This is a genomic window from Piscicoccus intestinalis NBRC 104926 (assembly GCF_001515525.1).
GTDB classification, from domain to species: Bacteria; Actinomycetota; Actinomycetes; order Actinomycetales; family Dermatophilaceae; genus Kineosphaera; species Kineosphaera intestinalis.
The window spans coordinates 34608-48263 of sequence record NZ_BCNQ01000003.1 but is presented as its reverse complement, the minus strand read 5'-3'; the positions used below and the strand labels follow the sequence as shown (position 1 = coordinate 48263).

11 protein-coding genes are annotated in these 13656 nt (G+C 72.9%); 4 read left to right on the top strand and 7 right to left on the bottom strand.

Features of this window, described 5'->3' with window-relative positions:
• Positions 1-43: 43 nt before the first annotated feature.
• From purF to PINTE_RS01345, 5 genes are all read right to left on the bottom strand, one after another.
• A complete protein-coding gene (gene purF, locus PINTE_RS01365) occupies positions 44-1528 on the bottom strand; it encodes an amidophosphoribosyltransferase (RefSeq protein WP_068425157.1) in 1485 nt (494 codons plus the stop codon).
• 65 nt (positions 1529-1593) lie between these two features.
• Positions 1594-1902: a hypothetical protein gene (locus PINTE_RS01360; protein ID WP_157087020.1), complete on the bottom strand. Its 309-nt coding sequence runs from the start codon at positions 1900-1902 to the stop codon at positions 1594-1596.
• Between the two features lie 26 nt (positions 1903-1928).
• Positions 1929-2291: a sterol carrier family protein gene (locus PINTE_RS01355; protein WP_068425151.1), complete on the bottom strand. Its 363-nt coding sequence runs from the start codon at positions 2289-2291 to the stop codon at positions 1929-1931.
• A gap of 116 nt (positions 2292-2407) precedes the next feature.
• Positions 2408-3292 carry a hypothetical protein gene (locus PINTE_RS01350; RefSeq protein ID WP_068425147.1) on the bottom strand — a complete coding sequence of 295 codons (885 nt, stop codon included), beginning with the start codon at positions 3290-3292 and terminating at the stop codon, positions 2408-2410.
• Positions 3289-4203 carry an ABC transporter ATP-binding protein gene (locus PINTE_RS01345; protein WP_068425144.1) on the bottom strand — a complete coding sequence of 305 codons (915 nt, stop codon included), beginning with the start codon at positions 4201-4203 and terminating at the stop codon, positions 3289-3291. Before PINTE_RS01345 ends, PINTE_RS01350 begins: the two co-directional genes overlap by 4 nt.
• A gap of 163 nt (positions 4204-4366) precedes the next feature.
• Between PINTE_RS01345 and PINTE_RS01340 the strand changes: the two genes are divergently transcribed.
• From PINTE_RS01340 to PINTE_RS01330, 3 genes are all read left to right on the top strand, one after another.
• The gene (locus tag PINTE_RS01340; protein WP_068425140.1) at positions 4367-5872 is read left to right on the top strand and encodes a sensor histidine kinase; all 1506 of its coding nucleotides are present in this window, start codon (positions 4367-4369) and stop codon (positions 5870-5872) included.
• Complete coding sequence (locus PINTE_RS01335) at positions 5859-6530, top strand: response regulator (protein ID WP_068425282.1); 672 nt, start codon at positions 5859-5861, stop codon at positions 6528-6530. The genes PINTE_RS01340 and PINTE_RS01335 overlap by 14 nt, the downstream gene beginning before the upstream one ends.
• A gap of 74 nt (positions 6531-6604) precedes the next feature.
• Positions 6605-9124 carry a molybdopterin-dependent oxidoreductase gene (locus PINTE_RS01330; protein ID WP_084343079.1) on the top strand — a complete coding sequence of 840 codons (2520 nt, stop codon included), beginning with the start codon at positions 6605-6607 and terminating at the stop codon, positions 9122-9124.
• Between the two features lie 362 nt (positions 9125-9486).
• Here PINTE_RS01330 and PINTE_RS01325 read toward each other — a convergent pair whose 3' ends face one another.
• Together PINTE_RS01325 and PINTE_RS01320 are read right to left on the bottom strand one after the other, a co-directional pair.
• Complete coding sequence (locus tag PINTE_RS01325; RefSeq protein ID WP_068425137.1) at positions 9487-11034, bottom strand: peptide MFS transporter; 1548 nt, start codon at positions 11032-11034, stop codon at positions 9487-9489.
• Between the two features lie 114 nt (positions 11035-11148).
• Complete coding sequence (locus tag PINTE_RS01320) at positions 11149-11922, bottom strand: spermidine synthase (RefSeq protein ID WP_245642739.1); 774 nt, start codon at positions 11920-11922, stop codon at positions 11149-11151.
• Between the two features lie 185 nt (positions 11923-12107).
• Between PINTE_RS01320 and PINTE_RS01315 the strand changes: the two genes are divergently transcribed.
• Positions 12108-13652, top strand: a complete 1545-nt coding sequence (locus PINTE_RS01315) for an APC family permease (protein ID WP_068425134.1) — start codon at positions 12108-12110, stop codon at positions 13650-13652.
• The last annotated feature ends 4 nt before the right edge of the window (positions 13653-13656 follow it).

Below are 13656 nucleotides of genomic sequence, written 5' to 3'. Positions count from 1 at the left end.
GGGGGAGCCGGCAAGCCCAGGCGGAGACGGGTCGCCGGGCGGCTCAGGCCTGCGGGACCGCGCTGTCGGAGGCCTCGAGCACGCCCTTGCCGAGGTGCTCGGGGTCGGGCAGCTCGATGGGGTACCGGCCGGTGAAGCACGCGGTGCACAGCTCGTCGACCTGCTGCCGGGTGGCGGCGACCATGCCCTCCTCGCTGATGTAGCCGAGGCTGTCGGCGCCGATCGAGCGGCACACCTCCTCGACGCCGAGGCCGGTGGCGATGAGTTCGGCGCGGGTGGCGAAGTCGATGCCGTAGAAGCAGGGCCAGCGCACCGGCGGCGAGGAGATCCGCACGTGCACCTCGACGGCGCCCGCCTCGCGCAGCATCCGCACGAGCGCGCGCTGGGTGTTGCCGCGCACGATCGAGTCGTCGACGACGACGAGGCGCTTGCCGTTGATGACGTCGCGCAGCGGGTTGAGCTTGAGCCGGATGCCGAGCTGGCGGATCGTCTGGCTCGGGGAGATGAACGTGCGCCCGACGTAGGCGTTCTTCACCAGGCCCGAGCCGTACGGGATGCCCGACTCCGCGGCGTAACCGATGGCCGAGGGCGTGCCCGACTCCGGGGTGGGCATGACCATGTCGGCCTCGACGGGGTGCTCGCGGGCCAGGGCCCGGCCCATGTCGACCCGGGACTCGTAGACGCCGCGGCCCGCGATCGTCGTGTCGGGACGGGCGAGGTAGACGTACTCGAACACGCAACCCTTGCGGTCGGGCCGGGCGAACCGCTTGGAGCGCAGGCCGTTGGTGTCGATGGCGATGAGCTCGCCCGGCTGGATCTCGCGCACGAAGCTCGCGCCGACGATGTCGAGCGCCGCGGTCTCGCTGGCGATGACCCAGCCGCGTTCGAGCCGGCCCAGCACCAGCGGGCGGATGCCCTGCGGGTCGCGCGCGGCGTACAGCGTGTGCTCGTCCATGAAGACGAACGTGAACGCGCCCTTGACCTGCGGCAGCACCTGGAGCGCCCGGTCCTCCAGGGAGCCGGTGCCCTCCCCGAACAGCGCGGTCACCAGGGCGGTGTCGGTCGTGTTGCCGCGGCGCAGCTCGGGGTGGGCCTTGATGCCGCCGTCGCTGGCGACGATGCGGTCGCGCAGCTGCGAGGAGTTGATGAGGTTGCCGTTGTGCACGAGCGCGATCGTGGAGTCGGCGGCGCTGCCCAGCGTCGGCTGGGCGTTCTCCCACGTGCTGCCGCCGGTCGTGGAGTACCGGCAGTGCCCGATCGCGAGGTGGCCGCGCAGCATGCCGAGGCTGGTCTCGTCGAAGACCTGGCTGACCAGGCCCATATCCTTGTACACGAGCAGTCGTTCACCGTCGGAGGCGGCGATGCCGGCCGACTCCTGACCGCGGTGCTGCAACGCGTACAGGCCGTAATACGTGAGCTTGGCGACCTCTTCGCCGGGGGCGTACACACCGAAGACGCCGCAGGCGTCCTGTGGGCCCTTCTCCCCCGGGAGCAGATCGTGATTGAGCCGTCCATCACCGCGAACCACCCGCCCAGTCTCGCACACGCCCGAGCAGGGGCCGCCCGTGCGACCACGGGCCGCGAGAGGGCTCCTCAGCCGCGGCGGTCGAGCACGAGACCGACGATCGCGCCGACGAGCGCCCCGAGCAGCGCGAAGAACATCGCCAGGTAGGAGAACGACGACACGGCGGTGTACACGACGCCGCCGCCGGCCTGGGGCTGCGGGTCCGGGCCCAGCAGCTCGAGCAGCCCGCCGATGACGAAGCCGACGAACGCGCCGGCCAGCAGGAACGCGGGAAAGTTCACCGAGCGACGCACCCGCAGTCGCTGCACGTGCGGGCGCGGCGTCGGGCTCTCACCGGTCGGCTCGGGCTGGTCGGCCTCGTCGGCGGGAGTGCTCACCCACTCACTGTAGGACGTCGCCCGGCTCACCCGAACAGCGGCAACAGGGCGCGCAGGTCGGCGCGCTCGCCGCTGGCGCGCACCGCTCCGTCGGCGGTCGCGCGCTCCCAGGTCAGGGCGCCGACGGCCAGCGCCAGCCACGTCGCCGCGTCGGTCTCCACGACGTTGGGCGGGGTGCCGCGGGTGTGCCGCGGGCCGGCGACGCACTGCACGGCCCCCAGCGGCGGCACCCGCACTTCGACGCTGCGGCCGGGCGCGCGGGTCGCCAGCTCCTCGAGCGTGTAGCGCACCGCGGTCGCCAGCGTCGCCCGCGGGACCTGCGGATCGGCCTCCCAGGCGCGCACGGCGGCGGCCCCGGCGGCGACCTCGATGCGGCGACGAACGGCCATGGCCGAGCATCCTTTCGCGTGGACTGGCTGGACGCCTCACACGATAAGGCGGCGGCCCGACTCCCCCTGTGAGTCGGGCCGCCGCGGTCTTCGGGCGCGCCGGCCTGATGAACGGGCTACTTGACTTCCTTGCGGGCCACCCGCCAGCAGCCGATGGCCAGCGGCAGCAGCACCCACAGCGCGGTCGCCGAGCCGAACTGCGCCCACTGCTCGCCGCTGATCCACTCGTTGGTCAGCAGCGCCGTACCGGACGTGCCCGTGTCGATCCAGGCGGCGTGCTCGGCGAGCCAGGAGTTGGCCAGAAGAAGAAGGTTGACGACGACGGGCGCGACGAAGAAGGCCACGATGGCGCTCGGCACGTTGAGCAGCACGGCGCCGAAGGCGACGCCCATGAGCACGCTCTGGGTCTGCAGCAACGCCAGGTTCATCAGCAGCGCCGCGGTGATGCCGATCTCGATGCTGCCGCCGGCCAGGCTCATCGAGAGCACGTGCCCGAGCACTGCGAGCAGGATCGTCACGGCGAGCACCGCCAGGCCCAGCAGCACCGCGGCGGCGGCCTTGGCCGCCATGACCCTCAGGCGGCGCGGCTCCTGGCTGAACGTGATGAGCGCGGTGCGCTGGCTCCACTCGTTGGCGGCGGTCATGATGCCGAGCACCGGCAACAGGATGGCCTGCGGGGTGCTCGCCGCCATGAGCAACGGCATGAGGCCGGCGCCGGTCTCGCGGGTGACCCACATCGTCGCGCCCATGGCGACCGCGGTGAACAGCACGATCGCGATGAGCACGCCGCACCCGCCGCGGGTGTCGACGAGCTTGCGCAGCTCGACCCGCAGGAGCCGGGACAGGGGCACCGCGCGGACCTGCGCCAGCTCTGGGTGGAAGTCGATGTCGGTCGGGCCGGCGCCCGGTGTCACGTCGGTGGACTGGGTGGTCGTGGTCATGGTGTTCCCCTGGATGCCGTGGTGGGTCTGGAGGCTCTGTTCGGTGAGGGCGGTGCTCATGCCGCGCCCCGCTCGGAGTGACAGCCGTCGCGGGCGTCGTCGGCGGTGAGCTGCAGGAACATCTCCTCCAGGCCGCCGGAGCCGGCGGCGCGGACCTCCGTGAGCAGCAGCTGGGCCCCGGCGGCGAGCTGCGCCACCTGCCCCGCGGTGGCCGCGACGACGAAGCCGCCGTCGGCGCGCGGGGTGGGGGCCCAGCCGGCGGCCTCGAGCGCGGCGGCAAGTCGGTCGCGGTCCGGGGAGTCGACGATCGTGCCGCCGACGGCGAGCAGCTCCTCCTTGGTGCCCTGCGCGACGATGCGGCCGCGCCCGATCATCACGAGGTCCTGCGCGATCTGCTCGACCTCGTGCAGCAGGTGCGAGCTGAGCAGCACGGTGCCGCCCGCGGCCGCGTACTCGCGCAGCAGGCCGCGCATCCACCGGATCCCGGCGGGGTCGAGGCCGTTGGCGGGCTCGTCGAGGATGAGCACCTGCGGGTCACCGATGAGCGCGCCGGCCAGCCCGAGGCGCTGACGCATGCCGAGGGAGTAGTTGCCGACGCGGCGGCCCGCCTCCGTGTTGGTCAGGCCGACTCGTTGGAGTGCGACGTCGATGTCGGCGCGGCCGCGGCCGGCCATCATCGCGGCGAGGGTGAGCACCTCGCGGCCGGTGCGCCCCGGGTGCTGCGCGGTGGCGTCGAGCATGACGCCGACGTGCCGGGAGGGGGTGGGCAGGTCGCGGTACGGGCGGCCGAGCAGCAGCGCCCGACCCGACGTCGGCGCGGTCAGGCCGACCATCATCCGCATCGCCGTCGATTTGCCGGCGCCGTTGGGGCCGAGAAAACCCGTGACGCGGCCCGGACGGGCGGTGAACGTGATGTCGTCCACGGCGGTGAACGTGCCGTAGCTCTTGGTGAGGTGCTCGATCTGGATCATGTCTCCAGCCTCGCCTCGGCGGCCGGGCCGGCACATCGCCCAGGTGGGTGACCTGCGGATGACCTTGGTCTGCTCATGTCGCGCCGGCCCCCTACCAAAGGAGGAGGCCGACCGGCCGACGGTCGGTGGGGCCCGGGCCGGAGGGCACCTAGGGTTGATCGGTATGGCTCCCGCCTCCACCCCCGCCGGTCTGCGCGCGCGGCTCGAACGCTCCTGGCGGGTCGGCCCGCCGGATGACGGCCCGCGCGATCGTGACGGCGCTGTCGGCGACGACACCACCTACGACCCGAACCGCTTGCCCGTGTGGGGGCACGCGTGGCGGCTGGCGATCGTGTGGCTCGCCGGCCTGGCGCTGTGGAGTTTCGCGGCCTCGTTCGTCGCGGGCCTCTGGGGCGCCGACCAGGCGCAGCCGCATGCGGCGGCGCCGGCGCTGCTGTTCGTCGACCTCGTGCTGGGGCAGGTCGCGGTCGTCGCGGTGGCCTTCCGGCGCCGCCGGCCGCTGGCCGTCGCGCTGTTCACCGCGGTGTTGTGCGTCGTGTCCATGTCGTCCTCGCCGGCCTCGCTGCTGGCGTTGACGTCGCTGGCGACCCGGCGACATCTGCCCTCGATCCTGCTGGTCACGGGCGTCAAGCTCGTCGTGGACCTGTTCGGCGAGGCCGTCGTGACCCCGATCCTGGGCATGCGCGACCCCTCGACCGGCACCGGTCTGCTCGTCGACCTGTCGCTGAGCCTGGGGTTCATCGTGCTCATCTACGTCGTGTGCATCTTGCTCGGCTGGAACGTCGGGTCGCGTCGCGAGCTCATCCGCAGCTGGCGTACCCAGGCGCGCACCGCGACCAGCGAGCAGGCGGCGCGGGTCGCGCAGGCGCGCCTGGCCGAGCGAGCCCGGATCGCCCGGGAGATGCACGACGTGCTCGCCCACCGGCTCTCGCTCGTCGCGATGCACGCCGGGGTGCTCGCGCACCGCAGCGACCTGCCGGAGGCCGATCGCCGGGCCGCGGCCGAGATCGTGCGAGCGGGCGCGCATCAAGCCCTCGAGGAGCTGCGGGAGGTGCTCGGGGTGCTGCGCGAGGACGAGGCGACCGGCTCCGGGAGCCAGCCGGTGGAGGCGCCGCAGCCGGGGCTGTCGGCGATCCCCTCGCTCGTCGCGGAGGTGACCAGCAGCGGGCAGCCGGTGCGGCTGGAGGCCGACCCGGCGCTGTGGGCGCGGTCGGTGAGCCTGCCGGCGAGCACCGGACGGCACGCCTACCGGGTCGTGCAGGAGGCCCTGACCAACGCCCGCAAGCACGCCCCCGGCGCCGACGCGACGGTGGCGATCGCCGGTGGGCCGGGGCACGGGCTCACGCTGACCCTCACCAATCCCCTGGTATCCCAGCAGGACACGCTGCCCTCGGGGGGTCGCGGCCTGACCGGGATGGCCGAGCGCGTGCAACTCGCGGGCGGCCGTTTCGACGCCGCTGCCCGCGGCGCGCGGTTCGTCGTGGAAGTGTGGCTGCCGTGGCCCAAGGACTCCCGCCCCGGTGCCGAACGTGCGCCCCAGCTCGAGCCTGCCGGGACCGCCGAGTCGTCCTCGGCGCCCCCGCGCCGCCACGACGCCGCCGACAGACCGGCAGCGGACGGGCGGACGGGTGGGCGTGCCGCTCGGGGAGACGGCAATGACGACGACTGAGCGACCGCGGGTCGTGCTCGTCGACGACGATCCGCTCGTGCGGGCGGGGCTGCGGATGATGCTCGGTGGCCCCGACGGCGTCGAGGTCGTCGCCGAGGGCGACGACGGCGACCAGGCCGTGCCGCTCGTCGGCCGGCACCGACCCGACGTCGTGCTCATGGACATCCGCATGGCCCGCGTCGACGGGCTCACCGCGACTCGCGACCTGCTGGCGCGTTATCCGGACACCAAGGTGCTCGTGCTGACGACCTTCGACGCCGACGCGTACGTGCTCGAGGCGCTGCGCGTCGGGGCCCGCGGGTTCGTTCTCAAGGACACTCCCCCGGACCGGCTCGTGGCGGCCGTGCACGAGGTCGTCGCCGGCGACCACGCGCTCTCGCCGTCGGTGACCGCGCTGCTCGTGCGCCAGGTCAGCCAGGGGCCGCCGGCCGACGACCGGGCCGCGAAGGCCCGCGTTCAGCTGGCGCGGCTGACCGAGCGGGAGCTGCAGGTGGCGCGGGCGCTCGCGCACGGCGGCTCGAACGCCGACATCTCCCGGGAGCTCTACCTCGGCGTGCCGACCGTCAAGGCGCACGTGTCGAGCATCCTGGCCAAGCTCGGCCTGTCCAACCGCGTGCAGGTGGCGCTCCTCGTGCAGGACGCGGCCGCCGACGGCTGAGGCCGAGCGGTCGGTGGGTCGGCCCGACCGGTGCGCCGGTCGAGCCTGTCGGGGGTCGATGTCAGCATGGCGATATGGCGAATCCCGATCTGACGACGCGCCCCGACCTGGCAGCCGAGCCGGCCCCCGCGGGCACGGCCTCCGCGGCGCACTGGGGGCTGTTCAGCGCGCACTCCCGTGACGGGGAGGTCGTCGGGGTGCGGCCCTGGGCGGGCGATCGGGCTCCGTCTCCGTTGCTGGGCAACATTCCCGGCTCGGTGCGGCACCGGAGCCGGGTGGCGCGGCCCGCGGTGCGCCGCTCGTGGCTCGAGGGCGGCCCCGGCCCGCGCGACCGCACGACGCAGGATTTCGTGGAGCCGGGCTGGGACGAGGTGCTCGACGCGCTCGCCGCCGAATACGACCGGGTGCGCCGCGAGCACGGCAATTCCGCGATCTACGGCGGCTCCTACGGCTGGGCCAGCGCGGGCCGGTTCCACCACGCGCAGTCGCAGCTGCACCGCTTTCTCAACTGCCTCGGCGGCTACACCCGGTCGGTCAACTCGTACTCGACGGGAGCATCGGAGGTCTTCCTGCCGCACGTGCTGGCTCCGGAGTCGGTCGTCACGCAGTTCGCGACCACCTGGGACGTCATCGCCGAGCACACCCAGGTGATGCTGTGCCTCGGTGGAGTGCCCGTGAAGAACACCGGCACCGACTCCGGCGGCTCGGCCGACCATCCGGTGCCGGGCGGGATCGCGCGCGCGCTGGCGGCGGGCGTGCGGATGGTGTCGGTGAGCCCGCTGCGCGACGACCTGCCGGGACTGGCGGGCGCAGCGCCACTCGACGCCGCCGGGATGCGCGCCATGGGTGCGGGTCTGCGGCCCGACGCCGTCGATGGTGTCGGGCCGTCGACGCGGGCGCCTCAGCGCGCGGGAGGCGGGGCGGTGGGCTGGCTGCCGATCCGCCCCGGCACCGACGTGGCGTTCCTCCTCGGGCTCATCGGCTGCCTCGACGCCGACGGCGCGATCGACCACGACTTCCTGCGCCGGTACTGCGTGGGCGGCGACGCGCTGCTCGCCGACGTGCGCGGCGAGCGCGACGGGCAGGTCAAGGACACCCGCTGGGCGGCGGGCATCTGCGGGGTGGAGCCGGAGGTCATCGCCGAGTGCGCGCGGCTGCTCGCGGGGCGCCGGTCGCTGGTGACCGTCGGCTGGTCGCTGCAGCGCATCCGGCACGGCGAGCAGGCGCTGTGGGCGGGCCTGGCGCTGGCCGCGTGCCTGGGCCGGATCGGCCTGCCGGGAGGCGGTTTCGGCAGCGGCTACGGGTCGATGAACAAGGCCGGCATCGCGCCCTCGGTCGTCGCGCTGCCGTCGCTGCCGCAGGGGCTCAACGCGGTGCGTGAGTTCATCCCGGTCGCGCGTGTCAGCGACATGCTGCTCCGTCCGGGAGGCGAATTCGACTACGACGGAGGCCGATACGCCTATCCCGACATCCGGTTGGTGCATTGGGCGGGCGGCAACCCGTTCCACCACCATCAGGATCTGCGCCGGCTGCGGCGCGCACTGGGGCAGCTCGACACGCTCGTCGTCTCCGACCCGTACTGGACCGCGATGGCCCGCCACGCCGACGTCGTGCTCCCCTCGACCACGGCGCTGGAGCGCGACGACCTCGCCGGCACCCGCGCCGCGGCCCGGCTCACCGCGATGCGGGCCGTCACCCCGCGGTTCGCGCAGGCGCGCGACGACTACGACACGTACGCGGTGCTGGCGCGGCGGCTCGGGGTCGAGGCCGAGTTCACGCAGGGCCGCACGACGCCGGAGTGGATCGCGCACCTCTACGAGACGTGGCGCGCCGACCTGGAGGCGGGTCGCACCCTGCCGCGCGGAGTCGAGCCGCCGCAGCTGCCCGGCTTCGAGCGCTTCTGGTCCGACGGTTTCGTCGACCTGCCGCGCACGGCGCCGCTGACGCTGCTCGCCGCCTTCCGGGCGGACCCGCAGGGCGCGCCGTTGACGACCCCGTCGGGCCGCATCGAGCTGGCCAGCGAGCGGATCGCCGGGTTCGGCTACGACGACTGCCCGGGGCAGCCCACCTGGCTCGAACCGCAGGAGTGGCTCGGCGGCGAGCGGGCGCGTCGCTGGCCGCTGCACCTGGTCGCCAACCAGCCCGCGACCCGCCTGCACAGCCAGCTCGACCACGGCGCCACGTCGCAGGCGAGCAAGGTCGCCGGGCGCGAACCGATCCGCCTGCACCCGCAGGACGCGGCCGCGCGCGGCATCGCCGACAGCGACGTCGTGCTCGTCAGCAACGACCGCGGCGCCTGCCTGGCCGGGGCCCGGCTCAGCGACGACCTGTCTCCCGGCGTCGTGCAGCTGTCGACCGGGGCCTGGTACGACCCCTACGACCCGTCTCGGCACGGCCCGGAGGCGGGCGAGCACGGCCTGCCCGAGGGTGCGTGCGTGCACGGCAACCCCAACGTGCTCACCCCCGACGTCGGCGCCTCCCGCCTCGCCCAGGGCTGCACCGGCCAGCAGGTGCTCGTGCAGGTCGAACCCTGGCGCGGCCCGCTGCCGCCGGTGCTGGCCTTCGAGCCCCCGGTCCCGACGCCTGAGGTGTAACCCCGCCTGCTGCGCCCCGGCACGCCGAGTTGTCAACCAGGTCGTCGGTCACGGGCCGGGCCGGCGGCCGCGCGTTCCCTCGGCAACGAGCTCTCGGCTCGGGGCGTGTATCGGGGGTGAGACGAAGTTGGCTTACACACTCGATCCGGCGCCTCACGTGCTCACACAAAAGCGCTGCTCACAGCCTCGGGGCGCTGCCTGAGCCGGAGGGCGCGGGCGAGTATGTAAGCCAGTTTCGTCTCCGGTGACGGGGCGACGCGGCCCGACCGGTCTTGATGTGCTCAACCGCCGGCCGGGGCCGGGGCCGGGCCAGCGCCGGGGCCGGGCCCGCTCCAGGGGTCGGCCCGGCCGGCCCGCTCAGCTCAGCCGGAGTGCGCGGCCTCGCGGTCGTAGGCGGCGCGCTTGCGGTCTTCGACGTCCTGCATCTTGTTGCGGGTCCACGGCACAAGGGCGAAGAGGATGCCGGAGATGACGATCGTGATACCGCCGATGACCAGGTAGTACGTGCTGTCGGGCAGGTCGGCCATGAGCTTGATGCTCTGGGCGCCGACGGCCTGGCCGGCCGAGGAGGCGAGGAACCACAGGGCCATCGCCTGGCTCGCGAACGCACGCGGCGCGAGCAGCGTCGTGGCCGCCAGCCCGACCGGCGACAGGCACAGCTCGGCGACGGTCTGCACGACGAACACGAGGCCGAGCACGTAGAACGGGGCCCGGTTCGCCCCGCCGGAGACGGGGTAGGCCGCGAACGCCGCGCTCATCATCAGCGCGCTCAGCCCGATGATGAGCACCGCGAGCGCGAACTTGAAGGCGGTCGAGGGGAACCGGCCGGCGCGGCGGGTCCACAGCAGGCCGAACAGCGGCGCGAGCACGATGATCGTGATCGGGTTGATCGACTGGTACCACTCGGGCAGGATCCAGCCGCCCAGGTCGGTGTTCTGTTCGGCGAAGCTCGCCATCTTGCCGGCGGCCTGCTCGAAGATCATGAAGAACATCGCCGCGCCGATCCACAGCGGGATGTAGGCCGTCAGGTGGGAGCGCTCCTGGTCGCTGACCTTCTCGCTCTTGAACATCACCGTGAAGTAGATGATCGGCGTGACGATGCACACGATCGAGATGGCGTCGATCGCCGCGCTGACCGGCGTGGGGTTCCACAGCGTCGCGAGCCAGAGCACCGCCGCGAAACCCACGATCGCCGCGACCGCGCCGAGCGCCAACCGGGTCCGCTCGTGCGGCGCCAGCGGGTTGGGCACGTCGTCACCGGCTCCGCGCAGGTGCTTGCGGCCGAGCACGAACGTGATCAGCGCCAGGCCCATGCCGACCGCGGCCGCCGCGAACCCGGCGTGGTAGCCCCACTGCGCCCGCAGGAACGACACGACGAACGGCGAGAAGAACGCGCCGATGTTGATCGACATGTAGAAGATCTGGAAGCCGCCGTCGCGGCGCGGGTCGTCCTGGTCGTACAGGCTCCCGACGATCGCGGAGATGTTCGGCTTGAGCAGGCCGGTGCCGAGCGCGACGAGCGCGATGCCGAGCCAGCTGAAGAAGGCGCCGGGAATGGCCAGGCTGATGTGTCCGGCCATGATGACGACGCCGCCGTAGAGCACCGAGCGCCGGGCGCCGATGATCCGGTCGGCCGCGAGCCCACCGATGATCGACAGCAGGTAGACGCTCGCGCCGTAGACCGCGACGACCGACTGGGCCGTCTCCTGCGGGATGCCGAGGCCGCCGTTGCGGATCTCGTCGTACAGGTAGTAGACGAGGATCGCGCGCATGCCGTAGTAGGAGAATCGCTCCCACAGCTCGACGAAGAACAGGTTCGACAACCCGATGGGGTGACCGAAGAAACCCCGGTCGGTGCGGGAGTCGACGTGCGCGGAGGTTGCGGCGGATCGCGCCGGGTCGGTTGTCATACGGGCTCCAGTGGCAGGAGGGGTCGGGTGGGGTGTCCACCCGGGCCGTCCGGTGACGACAGTGCGCGAGGTTACTCCCCGGAATGGGAATAATCGCGCGTCTTCGTCACTTATTTACCGCGCCCGCCACCGGCCGGGGTCCGGAGGCGGCGCGGACCGATGCGCGTCGGAGTCGGTCAGGGGCCGCGCCGAGGCCCGCAGCCGCGCCAGCCTCGCGGGCGCCAGCACGCCGCTCGGCGCACTGACCCGCCGCAGGCGTCGCCCCAGCTCATCGGCGTCGAGGGGTTGATCGGAGGCGGCGAGCACGCTGTTGCCGAAGCGGCGCCCCTTGAGCACGTCGTGGGTCGCGACGAGCAGCTGGTGGGTCAGCCCGGCGGCGTGGGCGCCGGCGGCCACGCGCGCGATGTAGCCGCGGCTCGGCTCGTCGGCGAGGTTGCCCAGCCACAGGCCGCCGGGCCGCAGCACCCGGGCGACATCGCAGAACGCCTCGAGGGTGGTGAGGTCGGCCGGCACCCGGCCGTCGGCGAAGGCGTCGAGCACGAGCACGTCGGCCGAGGCCGGGCGCAGCCCCGTGACGCCCGCGCGACCGGGCAGCGGCCGCACCCGGATCCGATGCCCACGCGGCAGCGGCAGCTCCCGGCGAACCCGGGCGGTGAGATCCTCGTCGGGCTCGAGCACGATCTGCGGCGAGCCGGGGCGGGTGTGCTGCACGTACCGCGGCACGCTCAGCCCCGCGCCGCCGACGTGCGTGATCGCCAGCCGCGCCGGCGCCGCCTCCGGCAGCGCGTCGAGGCACGCCGCGAGGTGCTGGACGTACTCGAACACGAGCAGCTCGGGGTCGTGGGGGTCGACGTACGACTGCGGGTGCCCGTCGGCGAGCACGGTCACGCCGCCGCCCTCGTCCTCCGCGAATTCCAGCCGGCGCGAGGGCGTGTCGTCCCGACGCGCCGGCGTGTCGTTCCGGCGCGAGGGCGCGTCGTTCCGACCGCTAGCCGATCCGCGCACGTGGGCCCCCCCCCCGCAGTACGTTGAGTCGCCGCAATCCGTCGGTCCGTTCCCAACCCGAGGTCACGATGAGCAACGACCGCAGCATTTTTCGCACGAAGACGATCGAGGAATCGATCGCCGAAACCCAGGAGTCCGAGTATCAGCTGAAGAAGCGACTCAGCGCACTCGATCTCACCGTGTTCGGAGTCGGTGTCGTCATCGGCGCCGGCATCTTCACCGTGGCGGGCCGCGCCGCCGCCTCCCTCGCCGGACCCTCGGTCGTCATCAGTTTCGTGCTCGCCGCCGTGACGTGCGGCCTCGCCGCGCTGTGCTACGCCGAATTCGCGTCGACCGTGCCCGTCTCCGGCTCCGCCTACACGTTCTCCTACGCCACCCTCGGTGAGTTCGTCGCCTGGATCATCGGCTGGGACCTGCTGCTCGAACTCCTGCTCGGCTCCGCCGTCGTGGCCCAGGGCTGGTCGGCCTACCTGTCGACGTTCCTCGGCCAACTCGGCGTCGAGCTGCCCGCGGCGATCTCCTCGGGCTCGCGGTTCGACCTGCCCGCGCTGCTGCTCGTCGCGGTGCTGACGGCGCTGGTCGCCCTGGGCATCAAGGAGTCGATGCGGGTCAACCTCGTGCTCGTGGCCATCAAGGTCTTCATCGTGCTGTTCGTCATCGTCGCCGGCATCGGCTTCATCAACACCGCGAACTACTCGCCGTTCATCCCGCCGGCGGAGCCCGCCGCGCAGGCCACCACCGGCATCTGGCACGCCCCGCTGCTGCAGACGCTCTTCGGATTCCAGCCCAGCACGTTCGGCGTCATGGGCATCTTCGCCGCCGCCTCGCTCGTGTTCTTCGCCTACATCGGCTTCGACGTCGTCGCGACCACCGCCGAGGAGGCCCGCAACCCCCAGCGCGACCTGCCGATCGGCATCATCGGCTCGCTGGTCATCTGCACGATCCTCTACGTTGCGGTCAGCCTCGTCATCACCGGCATGCAGCCGCACGACCAGATCGCGCCGACCGCCTCCCTCGCCAAGGCCTTCGAGACGGTCGGACGCGGCGGCTACGCGGTGCTCATCTCCGCCGGCGCCGTCGCGGGCCTGACGACCGTCGTCATGACGCTCATCATCGGCGCCACCCGCGTCGTGTTCGCCATGTGCCGCGACTGGCTGCTGCCCGCCTCCTGGGGCACGACGAACCCGCGCACCGGCACGCCGGTGAAGATCACGGTGGCCCTCGGCACCCTCGTCGCCCTCGTCGCGTCGCTGACTCCCATCGGCATGCTCGAGGAGATGGTCAACATCGGCACGCTGACGGCGTTCACGCTCGTCTCGATCGCCGTGCCGATCCTGCGGCGGCGCCGCCCCGACCTGCAGCGCTCGTTCAAGGTGCCGTTCAGCCCGTTCGTGCCCTACCTCGCCGCGGCGTGCTGCATGTACCTCGCGCTCACGCTGCCGCTGGACACGTGGGTGCGCTTCGGGGTGTGGCTGGTGCTCGGCCTCGTCATCTACTTCACCTACTCGCGCAAGCGTTCCCGCCTGGCCCGCGGCGTCGGCGACGTGCCCGCGCCCGACTACTCCCACCGCGGCCCGCACACCGGCGGCGGGGACTCGCCCGTGCACGAGTAACCGT

What these genes read in the sequence shown, in the direction of transcription:
- PINTE_RS01355 (WP_068425151.1), bottom strand. Translation starts at nt 2,291, where the DNA reads ATGGCCGTTCGTCGCCGCATCGAGGTCGCCGCCGGGGCCGCCGCCGTG.
- PINTE_RS01350 (WP_068425147.1), bottom strand. Translation starts at nt 3,292, where the DNA reads ATGAGCACCGCCCTCACCGAACAGAGCCTCCAGACCCACCACGGCATC.
- PINTE_RS01345 (WP_068425144.1), bottom strand. Translation starts at nt 4,203, where the DNA reads ATGATCCAGATCGAGCACCTCACCAAGAGCTACGGCACGTTCACCGCC.
- PINTE_RS01340 (WP_068425140.1), top strand. Translation starts at nt 4,367, where the DNA reads ATGGCTCCCGCCTCCACCCCCGCCGGTCTGCGCGCGCGGCTCGAACGC.
- PINTE_RS01335 (WP_068425282.1), top strand. Translation starts at nt 5,859, where the DNA reads ATGACGACGACTGAGCGACCGCGGGTCGTGCTCGTCGACGACGATCCG.
- PINTE_RS01330 (WP_084343079.1), top strand. Translation starts at nt 6,605, where the DNA reads ATGGCGAATCCCGATCTGACGACGCGCCCCGACCTGGCAGCCGAGCCG.
- PINTE_RS01325 (WP_068425137.1), bottom strand. Translation starts at nt 11,034, where the DNA reads ATGACAACCGACCCGGCGCGATCCGCCGCAACCTCCGCGCACGTCGAC.
- PINTE_RS01315 (WP_068425134.1), top strand. Translation starts at nt 12,108, where the DNA reads ATGAGCAACGACCGCAGCATTTTTCGCACGAAGACGATCGAGGAATCG.